The sequence below is a fragment of the Mycobacterium pseudoshottsii JCM 15466 genome (genome assembly GCF_003584745.1).
GTDB lineage: Bacteria > Actinomycetota > Actinomycetes > Mycobacteriales > Mycobacteriaceae > Mycobacterium > Mycobacterium marinum.
This window is the reverse complement of the sequence record NZ_AP018410.1, coordinates 4,908,982-4,926,364: the sequence shown is the minus strand read 5'-3', so window position 1 is coordinate 4,926,364 and position 17,383 is coordinate 4,908,982. Positions and strand designations below refer to the sequence as shown.

The 17,383-nt window shown below is 64.7% G+C and carries 14 protein-coding genes and 2 pseudogenes; 6 read left to right on the top strand and 10 right to left on the bottom strand.

The features are described from left to right. Nucleotide 1: 1 nt before the first annotated feature. Nucleotides 2-802, top strand: a complete 801-nt coding sequence (locus MPSD_RS22360) for a dienelactone hydrolase family protein (RefSeq protein ID WP_012395928.1) — start codon at nucleotides 2-4, stop codon at nucleotides 800-802. Here the strand turns inward: MPSD_RS22360 and MPSD_RS22355 are convergent. Continuing rightward, nucleotides 780-1,934, bottom strand: a complete 1,155-nt coding sequence (locus MPSD_RS22355; RefSeq protein ID WP_020786243.1) for an AI-2E family transporter — start codon at nucleotides 1,932-1,934, stop codon at nucleotides 780-782. The two genes, MPSD_RS22360 and MPSD_RS22355, sit on opposite strands and share 23 nt — an antisense overlap. A gap of 209 nt (nucleotides 1,935-2,143) precedes the next feature. Between MPSD_RS22355 and MPSD_RS22350 the strand changes: the two genes are divergently transcribed. Then, entirely contained in the window at nucleotides 2,144-3,712 is a 1,569-nt protein-coding gene (locus MPSD_RS22350; RefSeq protein WP_086085775.1) for a carboxylesterase/lipase family protein, read from the top strand. Nucleotides 3,713-3,735: 23 nt separating this feature from the next. On the opposite strand, the gene MPSD_RS22345 is transcribed toward MPSD_RS22350, so the two are convergent. Next, on the bottom strand, nucleotides 3,736-4,938 hold the full coding sequence (locus MPSD_RS22345; protein WP_420811965.1) for an ISAs1-like element IS2404/ISMul1 family transposase: 1,203 nt from the start codon (nucleotides 4,936-4,938) through the stop codon (nucleotides 3,736-3,738). A gap of 419 nt (nucleotides 4,939-5,357) precedes the next feature. After that, complete coding sequence (locus tag MPSD_RS22330) at nucleotides 5,358-6,914, bottom strand: PE family protein (RefSeq protein ID WP_086085833.1); 1,557 nt, start codon at nucleotides 6,912-6,914, stop codon at nucleotides 5,358-5,360. A 675-nt stretch (nucleotides 6,915-7,589) separates the two neighbouring features. Here MPSD_RS22330 and MPSD_RS22320 point away from each other — a divergent pair. Continuing rightward, the gene (locus tag MPSD_RS22320) at nucleotides 7,590-7,991 is read left to right on the top strand and encodes a heme-binding protein (protein ID WP_086085832.1); all 402 of its coding nucleotides are present in this window, start codon (nucleotides 7,590-7,592) and stop codon (nucleotides 7,989-7,991) included. 94 nt (nucleotides 7,992-8,085) lie between these two features. Here MPSD_RS22320 and MPSD_RS22315 read toward each other — a convergent pair whose 3' ends face one another. The 5 genes from MPSD_RS22315 to MPSD_RS22295 all read right to left on the bottom strand — a co-directional run bounded on the left by MPSD_RS22315 (nucleotide 8,086) and on the right by MPSD_RS22295 (nucleotide 11,772). Then, complete coding sequence (locus MPSD_RS22315; RefSeq protein ID WP_015356899.1) at nucleotides 8,086-8,343, bottom strand: DUF7218 family protein; 258 nt, start codon at nucleotides 8,341-8,343, stop codon at nucleotides 8,086-8,088. A 180-nt stretch (nucleotides 8,344-8,523) separates the two neighbouring features. After that, nucleotides 8,524-9,618 carry a 3-beta-hydroxysteroid dehydrogenase gene (locus MPSD_RS22310; RefSeq protein WP_012395922.1) on the bottom strand — a complete coding sequence of 365 codons (1,095 nt, stop codon included), beginning with the start codon at nucleotides 9,616-9,618 and terminating at the stop codon, nucleotides 8,524-8,526. Between the two features lie 54 nt (nucleotides 9,619-9,672). After that, entirely contained in the window at nucleotides 9,673-9,921 is a 249-nt protein-coding gene (locus MPSD_RS22305; protein ID WP_020786249.1) for an exodeoxyribonuclease VII small subunit, read from the bottom strand. Further along, on the bottom strand, nucleotides 9,911-11,158 hold the full coding sequence (xseA, locus tag MPSD_RS22300) for an exodeoxyribonuclease VII large subunit (RefSeq protein WP_012395920.1): 1,248 nt from the start codon (nucleotides 11,156-11,158) through the stop codon (nucleotides 9,911-9,913). The genes MPSD_RS22305 and xseA overlap by 11 nt, the downstream gene beginning before the upstream one ends. Then, a complete protein-coding gene (locus MPSD_RS22295) occupies nucleotides 11,155-11,772 on the bottom strand; it encodes a lipid droplet-associated protein (protein WP_011738548.1) in 618 nt (205 codons plus the stop codon). The genes xseA and MPSD_RS22295 overlap by 4 nt, the downstream gene beginning before the upstream one ends. A gap of 109 nt (nucleotides 11,773-11,881) precedes the next feature. On the opposite strand from MPSD_RS22295, the gene MPSD_RS22290 reads away from it, so the two are divergent. Then, a complete protein-coding gene (locus tag MPSD_RS22290) occupies nucleotides 11,882-12,880 on the top strand; it encodes a 4-hydroxy-3-methylbut-2-enyl diphosphate reductase (RefSeq protein ID WP_036427171.1) in 999 nt (332 codons plus the stop codon). Between the two features lie 21 nt (nucleotides 12,881-12,901). Here the strand turns inward: MPSD_RS22290 and MPSD_RS22285 are convergent, their stop codons facing one another. After that, nucleotides 12,902-14,128 (bottom strand): DUF6542 domain-containing protein, encoded by a 1,227-nt coding sequence (locus tag MPSD_RS22285; protein ID WP_051153638.1) that lies wholly within the window; start codon nucleotides 14,126-14,128, stop codon nucleotides 12,902-12,904. Nucleotides 14,129-14,260: 132 nt separating this feature from the next. Here MPSD_RS22285 and ychF point away from each other — a divergent pair, with 132 nt between their 5' ends. Both ychF and MPSD_RS30915 read left to right on the top strand, forming a co-directional pair. After that, nucleotides 14,261-15,361: a redox-regulated ATPase YchF gene (gene ychF, locus MPSD_RS22280; RefSeq protein WP_036426329.1), complete on the top strand. Its 1,101-nt coding sequence runs from the start codon at nucleotides 14,261-14,263 to the stop codon at nucleotides 15,359-15,361. A 578-nt stretch (nucleotides 15,362-15,939) separates the two neighbouring features. Continuing rightward, nucleotides 15,940-16,062, top strand: a pseudogene (locus MPSD_RS30915) (transposase); the annotation flags it as partial. A 20-nt stretch (nucleotides 16,063-16,082) separates the two neighbouring features. On the opposite strand, the pseudogene MPSD_RS22270 reads toward MPSD_RS30915, so the two are convergent. Further along, a pseudogene (locus MPSD_RS22270) lies at nucleotides 16,083-17,171 on the bottom strand (ISAs1 family transposase); the annotation flags it as partial. Between the last annotated feature and the right edge of the window lie 212 nt (nucleotides 17,172-17,383).

Sequence of the window (17,383 nt, the reverse complement as noted above, 5' to 3'; positions counted from 1 at the left end):
CGTGAGCGGACCCGAAGCGGACTTGGCCGGATGGTCGGCGGCACCGTTCACCGGCGGCGGCTACACCCACGACGTCTTTCGCAAAGGCTCAGGCCCCGGAGTGGTGCTGATCCCGGAGATGCCGGGCATCCATCCCGGCGTGCTGGCGCTGGGAAACCACCTGGTGGACAACGGATTCACGGTGGCCATTCCGTCGTTGTTCGGCAAGCCGGGCAAGGCGGTGTCGATCGGTTATGTGGCGCTCGAAATCTCCCGCGGATGTGTGGCCAAGGAGTTCGCGGCGATGGCCACCAACAAGGAGCGGCCGGTATCGATCTTTCTGCGCGCGCTGGCGCGTGATCTCAACGCGTCCACACCGGGCAAGGGGGTGGGGGTGATCGGGCAATGCTTCACCGGCGGTTTTGCGTTGGCCGCCGCCGTCGATGACAGCGTGCTCGCCCCGGTGCTCAGTCAGCCGTCGGTGCCGCTGCCGCTGACGTCCGCGCAGCGCAGTGACCCCGGGCTAAGTGAGTCCGAGCTCCAGGTGGTCGCCGATCGTTGTGCGAATGAGGGGCTGTGCGCCATCGGTTTGCGCTTCAGCGAGGACAAGACGGCGCCGCGTGAGCGGTTCAGTACGCTCAAGGCGCGTCTGGGTGACGCGTTTGAGGTGATCGAGATCGATTCCGGCCCGGGCAACCCGGACGGCTTTGGCCGGATGGCGCATTCGGTACTCACCGAAGAGGTTCGTGAGGTGGATGGCCATCCGGCGTATGAGGCCCGTAAGCGCGTGGTCGAGTTCCTCACTGAGCGGTTGAGTCAGTAGCCGCGTTTGCCGGCGCATTCCCGGTTCTGCGGGGCAACCAGTTGCGGCGGGCGGGCTTGGCGCTGCGGTCCTTGAGTTCGACGCCCTTGTACACGGCCAGATAGACGTCGATCGTGGTGACGATGAGGATCATCAGCACCGGACCGATGATGATCCCCCACGGGCCGAACATGCCGATGCCGGCGAATACCGACGTCAGCATGAGCGCCGAATTGAGCCGGGCATCGCGTGGAACCAGAATCGGTCGCAAGAAGTTGTCGATATTGGTGACCACCAGCAAGTGCCACAAGACGACGAACGCCCCGCCGATATTGCCATAGAACGCCATCCCGATACCGAATGGAATTGTCACGATTCCGCCGCCGAGCGGAATGATGGACATTGCGGTGAGCAGGATCGCGAAAATGAAGAACCCGTGGTGAAATCCGGCGACGTAGATGGACGCGGCACCGGCAACGCCTTGACACAGCGCGATGACGAACTGACCGATCACGGTGCCGCGCACCATCGAGCCCATCTTGCGCAAGTACAAATCTGTGACTTCTTCACCCAGTGGGTTGAGCTGACCGATCAGTGTCCGCAGTTTCTCGCGGTTGAGCAGCAGTGCCATGAACACGTACAGAAAGATGATTCCCGAGGTAACCGCGCCGGCCAGGCTGCCGGCCGCATTCTGCAGAAAGTGCAGCAGCCACTGGCCGACGTTTTGAGCCACCGAGATCATCATTTTGCGCAGTGCCTCCGCCGTCACGGTGACATGCAAGAACGGCACTCGGGCCAGGAGCTCATTGACCAGCTGCAGGGCCTTGTCGCCGAGACTGCTCAGGTCGGTTGTCTTGACCCAGCCGGCAATGTTCTCCACCATCCGGGCAATCTGGACGACCGCCAGGCCGACCAGCAGCCCAACCGGGACGATGACCACCACCAATGCCGTCAACAGGGTGAGGGTCGCCGACAGGCCCGCGTTCAGCCGCTTGTTGAACCAATTGAACAGCGGTGTGAACAGATATGCGCCGACGGCGGCCACCACAATCAGCACGAAATAGCTGCGCAGGAAGTAGGCGCCGAACAGCAGGGCGGCCAGCGTGACAATCGCCAGAGCGCGTTTCTGACTGAGCGTGAATTCGGTGTTCACTGGACCGGGGCCCGCCCTCCGCGTCGGTGTTGAGCGCAACCTTAGCCGCAGACAGTGTTGTTGTTCGGGCGCTTGTCCCGTGCGCCCTGAGCACTCCGGTGCCATTGACCGCTGGGTGTGGCCCTTTCGGCAGCTGTGCGATTGCCAGTCGTTAACCTGAGCCAAGGGGAACAGGAGTTTTCACAATTATGACCAGTGACATCAGACGAATGGCGAGTGACGGCTATGTGGTCGAAACCGCCTACGGGCCGGTCCGGGGCGCCGAAGACGGCATTGCAGCGGCCGGTAGCGGGGTTCGGACTAAATCGTGGAAGGGCATCCGGTATGGAGCGCCGCCCGTGGGCGAGCTGCGGTTCCGGGCCCCACAGCCACCCCAACCATGGACCGAGATCGCCGATGCCACCGCTTTCGGGTCGGTCTGCCCTCAGCCGGTGCTGGCCAACATGCCCATCGACCTCGGCGCGCCGCAGGACGAAGACTGTCTACGGCTGAACATCTGGGCGCCAGCGAACACCGCACCCGGTGCCGCGAAACCGGTGATGGTGTGGCTGCACGGTGGCGCATACATGCTGGGCTCGGCAAGTCAGGCCCTCTATGACGGCCGGAGGTTGGCCAGCAGCGGTGAGGTCATCGTGGTGACGGTGAACTATCGGCTCGGTGCTCTGGGCTTCCTGGACCTGTCGTCGTTGAGCCATGCCGGACGGAGTTTTGATTCCAACGTCGGGCTGCGTGATGTGCTGGCTGCATTGCATTGGGTACGCGAGAACATCGCGGCGTTCGGCGGCGATCCCGCCAACATCACGCTGTTCGGTGAATCCGCCGGTGCGGGGCTGGTGACGACGCTGCTGGTGACCCCGGCGGCTCGGGGCTTGTTCTCCCGCGCGATCGCCCAAAGCTCGCCGGCTACCTCGGTATACGACCGGGAAAGGGCGCAGCGTGTCGCGGTGCACCTGCTCGACAAGCTGGGAATCGCCGCCAGCGACGTGGACAAACTGACGCAGCTGCCCACCGCGGCGATCGTTGCCGCCTCGACAGAAGTATTCAACGAAGTGCCGGTGCGTAACCCCGGCACGTTGGCGTTCGTCCCGATCGTCGACGGCGATGTGCTCACCGACTATCCGGTGAAGGTCGCTCAGGAGGGCCGCGCGCACCCGGTCCCATTGCTGATCGGCGCCAACAAGCATGAAGCCGCGCTGTTCCGGCTGATGCGATCGCCGCTGATGCCGATCACGCCGCGCGCGATCACGTCCATGTTCACCCAGATCGCCGCCGAGCAGCCCGACCTGCAATTGCCGACCGAAGAGGAGATCGGGCTGGCCTATTCCCGGCTGCGGCGCAGGGCCAGGCCGCTCAGCATCGCCACCGACGTCGGCTTTCGGATGCCATCGGTATGGCTGGCCGAGGGCCACAGCAGGGTGGCGCCGGTGTACTTGTACCGCTTCGACTACTCCACGCCGCTGCTGAAGCTGTTGCTGGTCCGGGCTGCTCACGCGACCGAGTTGCCCTACGTCTGGGGCAATCTCGGGGGACCGCAGGACCCCACCTTGCGACTCGGTGGCGCGAAAACCGCCAAGGCCGTCTCCAAGAGGATGCGGACCCGGTGGATCAACTTTGCTACCCAGGACAATCCCGCGGGCCCCGCCGGTGAACCGGACTGGCCGGCTTACCAGGACGGCGACCGCGCTTGCCTGGTCATCGACAAGTCCGACAGGGTTGCGCGCGATATCGACGCACCCATTCGCGCCGCCTGGGGCCGGGAGGTCGTGGGTTTCCGGTAGGCGCAGGGCTCCGGCGTTGTTGATTAGCAGGCTTGTGAGCTGGGGAATTGTGGATTGAGGAGGTCTAGGCGGCGGTTGGCGGTCAAAGCGGTGATCCGGCAGGCTTCGGCGATGTTGTCGGCGCCGTTGAGGCGGTGCAGATTGATCGCGGTGTTGCGTAGCGTTGCTAGGACCTGTGCGCCGTTTCCGGTATGTGCCCTTTGACGGTCTTCGTCGAAGGTGACGTCGCGTATCCAGTGCAGGCTGTTCTCGATTCCCCAGTGTTGACGCATCCAGGTCATGATCGCGGTAGGGCGGGCGTGCTCGAACGGCAGGCTGCAGATGGCATAGACCACCTCCACGCTGCGCTGGTCGGTGGCGGTGATCAAGCGTTCACGAGTGATCCGGATGATTTGTTTTGCGTAGGGGAAGCCGATTCCTCGTGCAGCGGTGATGATTTGCAGGGTGCGGGTCTCGACACGGCCGTGGCCGCGGGAGTCGTCGGTAGCGGCTGTGGGCACCTCGGCCCAGGGCAGCGCGGTGATACGCGCAAGTATTTTGGCTTGGTTGGACTTGACGATCATCAGGTAGTGCGACTTCAAGGTGGCGCAGATCAACTTCGCGGTGACGACCTGGGTATGCATCGCATCCACGGTGACCAGCCACCGCAAGCTACCCGGCAGCAGCGTGAGCAGGGCACGTACGCAGGGAATTTCATTGCTTTTCTCGGCGACAGCGAGTTGACCGAGCACCAATCGGGCACGGTGGGCGAACACCGACACGAGATGCGTGGCTGTCGCTTTGGCGCGTAAAGCACCACGCAGCATCTTGCCGTCCAACGCGATCGGCACCAATCCACTGGGGTCGCTGCTGGCCACGTGTGCAGTGAAGTAACTGCCCATCCTGGCGTTGAGGTCGGCGGGGTCTAGCCGAGACAAAACAGCGCGGAAGGTCTTCTCACTGGGCCGCCGGAACCGGACCCCTAATTGGGCCAACACATCATCGGGAGCGGTGGCCGCCCATGTGGCAAAACCAGCATAGCCGCGCATCCCCGCGGCAGTGGCCAGAACCGCGATCGCCAACAAAGCCATCAGCGAATACCTCCGACCGCGTGGGCCCCTCGGGTCTGGCACCGAGGCCAACACATCGAGAAACTCCGATCCGATGAGCTCGCTGCGCTCACCAGGACTCCAGCAGTCGAACACCTCTGGAACCGACGACACAGGCAATACTGAAACGGTAGGCACGGGCAACTCCAGACCAACGACGAACAGTAACCAACTCGATCGTTCTCCAGATAGCCCGTGCCTACACTCCGGCCCCAATAGCGCGGCACCAAAGATCATCAACCCAGCTCACAAGCCTGCTAATCAACAACGCCGGAGCCCTGCCGGTAGGCGGACCATGGGGTGTCTGTTTCACGTTCGTCACAGGTGGGCAGACGACGAAGGCGGGACGCTGCTCCGTTCTTTGCCGCGCGGTGTGCGCAATGCGGGCCGAAGACACCCAATGCGGCGTCACAAATCTTGACGTGGTGGTGACGGTCGGCGTGCCGGTTGTCCTCTCGGGCGCCGCGCGGCTGCCGCGCGAGCGGGACCGGTCGAGCCATCGCTGGACGGTCGGACTGGTGATGTCGAGGTGTCGTGCGGGGTCCCCGTGTCGTTCGCTACCCGTTCAACCCATGCTGGCCGATCAGTGAACCCCCGGATCCCCCCACACCCGGGCCACCCGGTTGGGTGCCGGTGCCGCCGCTGCCGCCATTGCCGCCGTTGCCGATCACCCATGCATCGCCACCTTTGCCCCCGTCGCCGCCGGTGCCACCGGCGACCGAGGTGATCCCGCCGGCGCCACCGTTACCGCCGTTGCCGATCAGCCCAGCATGTCCTCCGGCTCCACCGGTCCCGCCCTGACCAGGCACGCTGAAGCCGCCCCAGCCGCCGGTGCCGCCGGCACCGCCATTGCCGAGCAGGATGCCCGCGTTGCCGCCGCCCCCTCCCTGGCCACCGTGGAGACCCGCGGCGCCACCGTCGCCCCCGTTGTCCCCCGCTCCTACTAGCGGGCCGGCTCGGCCGCCGGCGCCGCCTGCCCCGCCGTTGTCGTGGCCAACCCCGCCGTCGCCACCGTTACCGCCGGCGCCCAGCAGGCCGCCGGCGCCGCCCGCGCCGCCCGCGCCGCCATCGGCCGGTTGCCCGTTGCCGCCGTCACCACCGTCGCCACCGGATCCATAGAGCAAGCCGCCACGACCGCCTGCTCTACCGGCTGCGCCATTGGTGCCGCCGGTTCCGCCGTCGCCGCCGGAGCCGCCGTCGCCGAACAGCCCGCCCGAGCCACCCGCTCCACCCAGGCCCCCCTGGTGGCCGCCGTTGCCGCCATTGCCGCCGAGCCCGCCGGATCCGTAGAGCGTGCCGCCGCTTCCGCCGGTGCCTCCGGTTCCGCCGATGGCGTCATCGGCTTGCCCGCCATCACCACCGGCGCCGCCCGCGCCCAGTAGTCCACCGGTCCCACCGGGACCACCCGTGCCGCCGACCTGGTGCGCGCTGACGCCTCCAACCCCGCCTTTGCCGCCCGAATCCAAGAAGCCGCCCGCGCCGCCTGCCCCGCCGCTGCCGCCGTTGCCGTCCAAGGAGCCCCCGCCGGTGCCGCCGTTGCCGAACAGGCCGCCGGCTCCGCCTGCTCCGCCGTTGCCGCCCGCACCCCCAGGCAGCCCGAAGCCGCCCACACCACCGGCACCACCGGCGCCCAACAATCCTGCGGCGCCACCGTTGCCGCCGTTGGTGCCCGCAGCGCCGGAGCCCCCGGACCCGCCGTTGCCGATCAATAGTCCACCCGGCCCGCCGTCTTGGCCGGTTCCCGGTGCTCCGTTGGTGCCATTGCCGATCAGCGGGCGGCCAATCAATGCCTGGGTGGGGGCGTTGATGATGTCGAGCAGTTGCTGCCCGGCATTGGCGGCTTCGGCGCTGGCATACCGATCGGCGCCAGCAGCCAACGCTTGTACGAATCGCGCATGAACATCCGCGGCTCGAGTGCTCAGCGCTTGATATGCCTGGCCGTACGCGCGAAAACCTGCGGCGATGGCCACCGACACCTCGTCATCGGCTGCAGCCAGGAGCCCCGTGGTCGGAACTGCCGCAGCTGCGTTGGCCGCAACGAGTGTCGTCCTGAGCGAGGACAGGTGGGTAGCGGTGGCAGCGAGCAACTCGGGCTCAGCGATCACAAACGACACCGGGCGCCTCCCATGCGGAACAACCAGAAATGACGGCCGGAAAAGACACCGCATCTTGTTGCTTCCTACTATGAATTTCTCCTATGCCAAGCCGCTACCGGTTGGCAAGTGGTTTGACGGATTTTGTCGGTCGATGTGCCGATGACCGAAGACGGTGTTGGCAAGGCGGCGTGCGAGACAGGGCCGCCGAGGCGAATCCGGGTGACCGCGATGTGGCGCAGGCCGATGTTGAGTTGGGTACGGGTAATTCGGACCGGGCCGGGGGCGCTGGCTGACGATACCGGCACCGAGCTACCCGGCATGCCGGGCAACAGAGGCGATACCAATGTCGTTACCTGGACCATCCCCTCGGGGCCTGGTCGACCAGAACTTGTCGACCTGTGTCCGTAGACGTCGTGGATTGATGCGTTTCCGCCGGCGCTGATGACTACGGTTTGGTCACGGTCCGTGTCACGATTCGATAAGAACCGATCCGTCTTTTCCGAGACTTTCAGGCTTCGCGCGTCACTCTGGTCGCTTGCTTCGCACAGTCACCACGCTTGCCCGGCAGATCACCGGGAAGCGGTCGAATGAGCGAACCCGGTCACCGACCTGGGCCAAATTCCTCCGCTACCTTGGATCCCGGGTATTCGGGAACCTTCAACGATTGATTCGCCAATCCGAAGGAATCAAGTGATGAAGAAAATCATCGGTATTCGTGCGCGCCGGCAAGTGGTGTCCATCAGTGCGGGTTGCCTCCTCGGGGAACTGGCCATCGGATTCCTGGGTGCGCCCCAAGCGGCCGTAGCCGCTGACTGCAGTCCGCAAGGCGTGTCTGCCACCGTGTCGTCGGTGACCGCTTCGGCGTGTCAATATTTGGCGGCCCACGAAGGTGCCAACCAGATAGTCATGGCTGCCTATGGGCAACCGTATGCACCAGCAGCTGCCAGCTTGCGCAGCTATTTCACGGCGCATCCGCAGGAGTACCAGGAACTGCGTGCCATTCTGGCGCCAATCGCTGATACCGAGCGCCAGTGCGATGTGGCGGCGCTGCCGCCGGATCTCGAGTCGGCCTACCACGAATTCATGGCTGGTTGATCCGGGTGCTCAACGATGGCAGGTGCCCCTCCGCCCGGAGAGCACCTGCCATCATCCCGGCGCCACGTTTCTCGGCGCACAGCCCCGATGGGGCTCAGTGGTTGCGCAGCTTGCTGATCAACTCGTCTTTTGTCAGGCCCGAATACCTGGACATGCCAAGCTCTTTGGCCCGTTTCTTCAGTTCTGGCACCGTCCAGTCCGGATAGGACCGGGCCTTGCCGCCTTTGCGGCCCACCGAGGAAGTGCCCTGGGCAGCTGCCGCATTGGAAATCCGCGCTGCCCTTTCCTTGGAGCTGCCTTCTTTGCGCAGATCCCGGTATAGCTTCTCGTTCTTGATCGAGGGGTTCGGCATGATCACCTCCTTGGCATGACAGGACTCCCATCCAGGATGCCCGAGCCTGGCGGTGGTCAAACCTGTGCCGGGTTGGTGTCGATCGATCACGTGGTGGTTGGTCAGCCCCGCCTCTGGTGAATCATCGCCACGGTCGCGCCGCCCCCCAGTGTTAACGTGACTTGCTGGCCGCCGGCTAGTTCACCGGCCGCCGGCTTTGACTTCGCTTTTCATCTGGCGGAACAGGTCCACGTAATAGGGCAGGCATTCTTTGAGCGCCTGTTCGGTGGTGAACTTGGGTTCATAACCGAGGTCGCGGCGGGCCTTGTCGACTGAGAAATAGTTGTCCAGGTACAGCCGTTCGACGGCCAGCGGCTCCAGCAGCGGCGCGGGCAATCCGAACCGGAAGTGCAGTCGTTGCCAACCAGTCATCGCCCGGTGCACCATCGGGCCGGAAACCCTTACTCGGGGCCATTTTTCCCCGCATGCTTCCACCACGGGCCGGGCGAACTCGAACATGTTGATCGGCTCTGCGTCGTTGATGAAGTAGGCCTGGCCGGGCGCGCTACCGCCGGGCACCAAATGCTGGGCCGCCAGAATGAAACCGTGAATCAGGTTGTCTACGTAGGAGTTATCCAGCAGTGCTGACTTGGGCCCAACCAGCACCTTGACGTGGCCCTTGATCACGCTTTCGAACAACTTGCGGAACATCAGCTGATCGCCGGTTCCCCAGATGCCGCTAGGACGGATTGCGCAGGTGAGCATTTCATTGTTGCCGTTCTGCGACAACACGAATTTCTCTGCAACCACCTTGGTTTCGGTGTAGAGGTCATTGAACCGATTGGTATAGGGCAGCGTTTCGTCGCCGCCGGCGATGATTTGCCCGCCCATCACCACGCTGTTCGAGGAGGTGTAGACGAACCGCTTCACTCCGGCCTGCTGCCCCTCGCGCACCAGATTCTCGGTACCGCCGACGTTGACCGAGAAACTGCGCTTGCGGTACTCGTCGGTCACCGATGCGCCGCCCATCAGCTCGATGATGGCCGCGGTGTGAAAGACCGTGTCGACACCGTCGACCGCTGTGGCGCAGGTGGCCGCGTCGGTGATGTCCCCCTGTAGCACCTCCAACTGCGGATGCGGGGGCAGTGGCGAGGGCGCGCGGTCGAACGAACGCACGTGATGTCCACGGTCGAGCAGCGTGGTCACCAGGTTGGACCCGACAAATCCTGAGCCACCGGTAACCAGGACACGGCCGAGTTCGGTTGTCAGCGATGCATCACCCATGGGCCGAAGCATAACTAAAACGTGTTCCAGTTTGGAATATGGTTCGATACCCAATACTGGCCAAGATCAGTCCTGCTCGGCCTCGCTGGCGGCCAGCGCATCGGCCACCCGCTGACGTGCGCCAGCTAAGTGTTCCTCGCACCTTTTTGCGAGTACCTCGCCTCTTTCCCATAGCTTCAGCGACGTATCGAGGTCCAGTCCGCCCTGTTCGAGGAGGTGCACGACTTCGATCAGTTCGTCGCGACACGCCTCGTAGCCGAGCTGGCTAATGGGTGTAACCGAGTCGGTTTCCCCGTTGTGGTCGTCAAGCTCCATCAACACGTCCCTCGCTTACCGCGGTAACGGCACCGTCGCCTACCCGCACTCGTAGTCTGGTGCCCGCGGGCGCGCCGTCGACCGACCGCAGCACTTCCATTGGTTGACCGGCGGTCGAAACCGTCTGCACCACCGCGTATCCGCGGGCCAGTGTGGCCGCCGGACCCAAGGTGGCCAGCCGCGCACCCAGGTGGCCGATGTTTTCGGTTTCGGTGCTGATCAGCCGGCTGACATCACGCCGAAGCGCTGACCGGGCCCGCTGGATTTCATCGGAGCGGGTGATCAGCGCCTTGAGCGGGTCGGCAAGAACGGGGCGGCTGCGCAACTGGGTCAACGCCCGCTGCTCCCGAGAAACCCAATTGCGCAGCGCTTGTGCACTGCGCCGGCGCAGGTCCGCGACCAGGCGTTGCTCGGCGGCAGTGTCGGGGACTGCCTTCTTGGCCGCGTCGGTCGGGGTGGCCGCGCGCAGATCGGCGACCAGGTCGCACAGCGGATTATCGGGTTCGTGGCCGACCGCACTGATCACGGGTGTGCGGCACGCCGCGATCGCGCGGCACAGTGTCTCGTCGGAAAACGGCAGGAGATCCTCGACGCTGCCGCCACCGCGGGCCACCACGATTACATCGACTTCCAGGTCTGAATCGAGCTCACGCAGTGCTTCGACGATCTGAGCGACGGCATTGGGCCCCTGCACGGCGGTGTTGCGGACGGCGAATCGCACTGCGGGCCAGCGCGTCGCGGCAACCGTCGTCACGTCACGCTCGGCGGCGCTGGCTCTGCCGGTGATCAGGCCGACAGTGTTGGGCAAGAAGGGAATTGGCCGCTTGAGGCGCGGATCGAAGAGTCCTTCGGCGTCCAGCAGCCGGCGCAGCCGTTCGATCCGGGCCAGCAGCTCACCCACCCCGACAGCGCGAATCTCGTTGAGTCGCAGCGAAAATGTGCCACGCCCGGTATAGAACGAGGGCTTTCCGCAGACCACCACCTGGGTGCCTTCGGTCAATTTCACCGGTGCGCTCAGTACCAGGTCGCGCGGGCATGTGACGGTCAGCGACATGTCCGCCGCGGGGTCGCGCAGCACCATGAACACCGTCTTGGAGTTGGGCCGTATCGTGATCTGGGCTAGTTGCCCCTCAACCCAGACCGTTCCCAACCTGTCGATCCAGCCGGCGACCCGGATGGCCACCGCGCGTACCGGGAACGGGTTCTCGGCCGAATTCGATGCTGCGGCTGGGCTCACTTGGCGGTCGCGCGGGTGATCCTGTTGGCGAGCAGCGTCTGGAACGGGGCACGAGCCTTGGTGGCCTGCTCATAGGCCAGCAGGGCCTCCAGGTCCTCGACACTGAGCGACGCAAGCCGGGCCCGAAGCTGGGCCAGGGTCAGCGACGCATAATCGAGTTTGCCGGCGACTGCAGGTATCTCGGTGCTCGGCTTGGCGGCCGACTTCGGCTGCCTGGCCGGGGCCTTGCGGACCGGCGAGCTGGTTTCCCGGGATTCGGCGGGGTCCGACACCGAATACAACGCGAACCGTCCCTCGGTGCGACGATCGGCGTCCATGCTGTCGGCCAATGCCGTGGCGGACCCTTCCAAGGCGTTTGCATCATCCGGCAAGTCCTCGTCGAAGGTCGCCCACGCGGCCTGTTCGTCCTTCGGCGGAAACAGTGACTCCAGGGTGGAATCGCCCTTGATGACCAACTCGGCCAGGTTCTGTTGAAACAGCATCACCAGGTGCGCCGCCTGGCTGGCCAATGTCATCGGGTACATCAGGATGGTCCGCGGCAGCTTCATGGTCTCCTCGACGGCGACTGTTGCCGCGCCGACAATTAGCCGAACCCCATACGGTGCAGTTGCCATGGGTCCAAGACTGCCTCAAGCGGCGGCGAAGTCCAAGCTAGCCGCGGTGGCATGAGCGCAAATGGTCGGGAATGGCCTAGCCGTGGCGGCAGAAAGTACCCTGAATGGCATGGTGCCGACTATCGACATGGGAATTCCCGGTGCCTCGAGTTCGGTAGCGCACGTCCCGACCCGTAGACGGGTGCTATTGGCCGAGCCGCGAGGTTACTGTGCGGGCGTGGATCGCGCCGTGGAGACGGTCGAGCGAGCGCTGGAAAAGCACGGTCCGCCCGTCTACGTGCGTCACGAGATCGTGCACAACCGCTACGTGGTGGACACCCTGGCCAAGGCGGGTGCGGTATTCGTCGAGGAGACCGATCAGGTTCCCGAGGGAGCCATCGTGGTGTTCTCTGCCCACGGCGTCGCCCCGACGGTCTACGCGGCCGCCGCCGAACGCAACCTGCAGACCATCGACGCCACCTGCCCGCTGGTCACCAAGGTGCACAACGAGGCCAGGCGGTTCGCCCGTAACGACTACGACATCCTGCTGATTGGTCATGAGGGCCATGAGGAGGTCGTCGGAACTGCCGGGGAGGCTCCCGAACACGTACAGCTCGTCGACGGGCTCGACGGCGCCGAGCGGGTGACGATCCGCGACGAAGACAAGGTGGTCTGGCTCTCGCAAACCACGTTGTCGGTGGACGAGACCATGGAGATCGTCGCACGACTGCGCCAACGCTTCCCCAAGCTGCAGGATCCGCCCAGCGACGACATCTGCTATGCGACCCAGAACCGCCAGGTCGCGGTCAAGGCGATGGCACCCGAATGCGACCTTGTGCTGGTCGTCGGCTCGCGCAATTCGTCGAACTCGGTACGGCTGGTCGAGGTGGCGTTGGGTGCGGGCGCCCAAGCCGCCTACCTGGTGGACTGGGCCGACGACATCGATCAGTCGTGGCTGCAAGGTGTCACCACGGTCGGCGTGACGTCGGGGGCTTCGGTCCCCGAGGTGCTGGTACGTGGTGTGCTGGAACGGCTGGCCGAGAGCGGTTACGACATGGTGCAGCCGGTGACCACGGCCAACGAGACATTGGTATTCGCCCTGCCCCGGGAAATCCGGCCGGCGCGCTAGCGATTCCGCCGCGTTACGGCGTCAGACGTCGTACTCCCAGGATTCGGCCTGGGGCCGGCGCGGTGCGCGGGGACGACCCCGGCGATCCGGGCGAGGCTCGTCGCGGTATTGATCGCGGCCCTCGTCGCGGGGCGCCGCCCCGCGATAGCGGACCTGCGAGATCGGGTGGTGTTTCGGGTTGGCGTTGTTGGGCCCGCCGGTGCTGCCGCGCCGGCGGGGGGGCTCGAAGGGTTCAAACGGCTCATAGGGCTCATACGGCTCGTAGCGGCCGGCCCGGCGTTCATACCGATCGAAGGACTCCGGGGCCTCGGGTGGCTCGTATCCGCTGTAGGGATCGAAGCGACTGGTGCGGGGCGCGGGCCGCTCGTAGGACTCGTACGGGTTGCGCCGCGTGTGCGGATCACGCCGCGGCTGGCGCGGCGGCGTGGCGCGCAAGTCCGAGTCACCCGGTGGGCGGGGCCGGCGACGCGCCCGCCGGGGCGGTTCGGCCGCGTCGTTGTCGGGAGGGGGTGTCGGACGGCGGCGCCGCGGACGTTCGGCACCCGGGTCCGGCTGATCTTCTACCGGTGGGCGGGTGCGTCGCGCACGGGTGCGGTCGGTGCGCCGGGTGGTGGACCGACCGCCCGTGGAGCTGCGGCCGCTTCGCGATGACCGCCTGCCCGCTTCGGGTGCTGGCGGGGCCGCATCGGCCACGTCGTCGGGGTCGTCGGAGTCACCGCCCAGCAGGGCACTCAATTTTTCGGCGAGGCTGTGCAAAATCGGCGTTCGTGCGGCGGTGGTGGGTTCGCCGTCGTCACCGGTGGCCAGCGCGCTCGTTCGTTGCGCCATCCCGATGTACCACCTGATCAGGCCGATCAGCAGCACCGTACCGGCGGTGCCCAGCATCAATGGGAAACGTTCGATCAGCGGATAGCCGCAATTGATCTGGAGGTCCTTGAACTTGCCGATCTTGGCGGAGTGGAACAACCAGTAGGCACCGGGCACCGTGATGAAGAGGATCAACGGCGGCTGGATGACCGCGGTGAACACGCCCGATTGGCGGACCGCCAGCACCGCGGCGATGCAGCCCACGATGTAGAAGCCGGCGAAAACGTGTGTCAGATCCTTGTGGCCGGCGTCGAACGCGTACCCGAGTGCCGTCGTGCTGACGGCGATGAGAACCGCGCCCCACCACGGAGCACCTGGAATATTGGGAACGATTGAGCGGTGGCTTGGTGGCACCGCTGTTCTCGCCCGGTCCGCTGACACATCTAGACCGTACCGGCAATGCGCCCAAAGGCCCGTAAATACCTGGACAGTAGTCACGGGCGTGCCCCCGGCATCCGCTACGGGGATGGGCGCCCATAAGCCTAGATCGCGGCACCTTAGACTTGGCTCCCTGTGAGCTTGAGCCTGGGAATCGTGGGCCTGCCAAATGTGGGCAAGTCGACACTCTTCAACGCGCTGACACGCAACGACGTGTTGGCAGCCAACTATCCGTTCGCCACCGTCGAGCCCAACGAGGGGGTCGTTTCGCTGCCGGACCCGCGACTTGACAAGTTGGCGGAGCTTTTCGGATCGGAACGTATCGTCGCGGCGCCGGTGACCTTCGTCGACATCGCCGGACTGGTCAAGGGAGCGTCGGAGGGCGCCGGACTGGGCAACAAGTTCCTGGCGCACATTCGCGAGTGCGACGCGATCTGTCAGGTGGTGCGGGTGTTCCACGACGACGACGTGACCCACGTGTCCGGCCGGGTCGATCCCCGCTCCGATATCGAAGTCGTCGAGACCGAGCTGATCCTGGCCGACATGCAAACCCTCGAACGTGCCGTGCCCAGGCTGGAGAAGGAAGCTCGCAACAACAAGGAGCGCAAGCCCGTCCACGAAGCGGCGCTGGCGGCCCAGGAGGTGCTCGACAGTGGAAAGACACTGTTCGCCGCCGGGGTGGACACCTCCTTGCTGCGTGAACTGAACCTGCTGACCACCAAACCGTTCCTGTACGTGTTCAACGCCGACGAGTCGGTGCTCACCGATGCCGCGCGGGTCGCTCAGCTGCGTGAACTGGTCGCGCCGGCGGACGCCGTCTTCCTGGACGCGGCGATCGAGGCGGAGCTGGTCGAGCTCGACGAGGAATCAGCCGCCGAACTGCTGGAGTCGATCGGACAAACCGAGCGTGGCCTGGACGCGCTGGCCCGCGCCGGCTTCCACACCCTCAACCTGCAGACCTACCTGACGGTGGGGCCCAAGGAGGCCAGGGCCTGGACCATCCACCGTGGCGACACCGCGCCCAAGGCGGCCGGGGTGATCCATACCGACTTTGAAAAGGGCTTCATCAAGGCGGAGATCGTTTCCTTCGACGACCTGTTGGCCGCCGGGTCGATGGCCGCGGCCAAAGCCGCCGGCAAGGTCCGGATGGAGGGCAAGGACTACGTCATGGCCGATGGCGACGTGGTCGAGTTCCGTTTCCAGACCAGCTCCGGCGGTAAGGCAGCAGGGCGCTAGCGCGGATTCGGTCCGAAGATCCGAGGTTAGGAATCCGGCGCCGGTCGGTGTGCTCGTGGCAGGACAGGCGCGCTCGGATGACTGTACGGGTGCGGTCCGGTCGACGCGATTTTCTGCACCGCACTGTGACCGGACGCAACCGGGGATTTGCCCAAAGGTAGCCGCGATCATGCTTTTTCTTGGCGGGCGCAGCGTCGCATATTTGTCGGGCGTCGGCAATTATGAAATGCGATTCTGAAATTGTTTGGCGCGGTGTCGATTCAATTATTGCTGCTACTATGATCGCGGACATCGATGATATCGACCGAGCCATTCGATTTTGATTCTTGCGATCAGAGCGCCGTTCGGTTTGCGCCGTGAGTGGTCACACCCGGTCGTGAATATCGGCGTGATTGGCGCGCCGTCGCATTGGACGGAATTGGCTCGGTAGCGAACCAGGGCTCCGGCGTTGTTGATTAGCAGGCTTGTGAGCTGGGTTGATGATCTTTGGTGCCGCGCTATTGGGGCCGGAGTGTAGGCACGGGCTATCTGGAGAACGATCGAGTTGGTTACTGTTCGTCGTTGGTCTGGAGTTGCCCGTGCCTACCGTTTCAGTATTGCGTGTGTCGTCGGTTCCAGAGGTGTTCGACTGCTGGAGTCCTGGTGAGCGCAGCGAGCTCATCGGATCGGAGTTTCTCGATGTGTTGGCCTCGGTGCCAGACCAGGGCTCCGGCGTTGTTGATTAGCAGGCTTGTGAGCTGGGGGATTGTGGATTGAGGAGGTCTAGGCGGCGGTTGGCGGTCAAAGCGGTGATCCGGCAGGCTTCGGCGATGTTGTCGGCGCCGTTGAGGCGGTGCAGATTGATCGCGGTGTTGCGTAGCGTTGCTAGGACCTGTGCGCCGTTTCCGGTATGTGCCCTTTGACGGTCTTCGTCGAAGGTGACGTCGCGTATCCAGTGCAGGCTGTTCTCGATTCCCCAGTGTTGACGCATCCAGGTCATGATCGCGGTAGGGCGGGCGTGCTCGAACGGCAGGCTGCAGATGGCATAGACCACCTCCACGCTGCGCTGGTCGGTGGCGGTGATCAAGCGTTCACGAGTGATCCGGATGATTTGTTTTGCGTAGGGGAAGCCGATTCCTCGTGCAGCGGTGATGATTTGCAGGGTGCGGGTCTCGACACGGCCGTGGCCGCGGGAGTCGTCGGTAGCGGCTGTGGGCACCTCGGCCCAGGGCAGCGCGGTGATACGCGCAAGTATTTTGGCTTGGTTGGACTTGACGATCATCAGGTAGTGCGACTTCAAGGTGGCGCAGATCAACTTCGCGGTGACAACCTGGGTATGCATCGCATCCACGGTGACCAGCCACCGCAAGCTACCCGGCAGCAGCGTGAGCAGGGCACGTACGCAGGGAATTTCATTGCTTTTCTCGGCGACAGCGAGTTGACCGAGCACCAATCGGGCACGGTGGGCGAACACCGACACGAGATGCGTGGCTGTCGCTTTGGCGCGTAAAGCACCACGCAGCATCTTGCCGTCCAACGCGATCGGCACCAATCCACTGGGGTCGCTGATGGCCACGTGTGCAGTGAAGTAACTGCCCATCCTGGCGTTGAGGTCGGCGGGGTCTAGCCGAGACAAAACAGCGCGGAAGGTCTTCTCACTGGGCCGCCGGAACCGGACCCCTAATTGGGCCAACACATCATCGGGAGCGGTGGCCGCCCATGTGGCAAAACCAGCATAGCCGCGCATCCCCGCGGCAGTGGCCAGAACCGCGATCGCCAACAAAGCCACCAGCGAATACCTCCGACCGCGTGGGCCCCTCGGGTCTGGCACCCAGGGCTCCGGCGTTGTTGATTAGCAGGCTTGTGAGCTGGGGAATTGTGGATTGAGGAGGTCTAGGCGGCGGTTGGCGGTCAAAGCGGTGATCCGGCAGGCTTCGGCGATGTTGTCGGCGCCGTTGAGGCGGTGCAGATTGATCGCGGTGTTGCGTAGCGTTGCTAGGGCCTGTGCGCCGTTTCCGGTATGTGCCCCAGGGCTCCGGCGTT

What these genes read in the sequence shown, in the direction of transcription:
- MPSD_RS22295 (WP_011738548.1), bottom strand. Translation starts at nt 11,772, where the DNA reads ATGGCAACTGCACCGTATGGGGTTCGGCTAATTGTCGGCGCGGCAACA.
- MPSD_RS22315 (WP_015356899.1), bottom strand. Translation starts at nt 8,343, where the DNA reads ATGCCGAACCCCTCGATCAAGAACGAGAAGCTATACCGGGATCTGCGC.
- MPSD_RS22305 (WP_020786249.1), bottom strand. Translation starts at nt 9,921, where the DNA reads ATGGAGCTTGACGACCACAACGGGGAAACCGACTCGGTTACACCCATT.
- MPSD_RS22290 (WP_036427171.1), top strand. Translation starts at nt 11,882, where the DNA reads ATGGTGCCGACTATCGACATGGGAATTCCCGGTGCCTCGAGTTCGGTA.
- MPSD_RS22320 (WP_086085832.1), top strand. Translation starts at nt 7,590, where the DNA reads ATGAAGAAAATCATCGGTATTCGTGCGCGCCGGCAAGTGGTGTCCATC.
- MPSD_RS22310 (WP_012395922.1), bottom strand. Translation starts at nt 9,618, where the DNA reads ATGCTTCGGCCCATGGGTGATGCATCGCTGACAACCGAACTCGGCCGT.
- MPSD_RS22350 (WP_086085775.1), top strand. Translation starts at nt 2,144, where the DNA reads ATGGCGAGTGACGGCTATGTGGTCGAAACCGCCTACGGGCCGGTCCGG.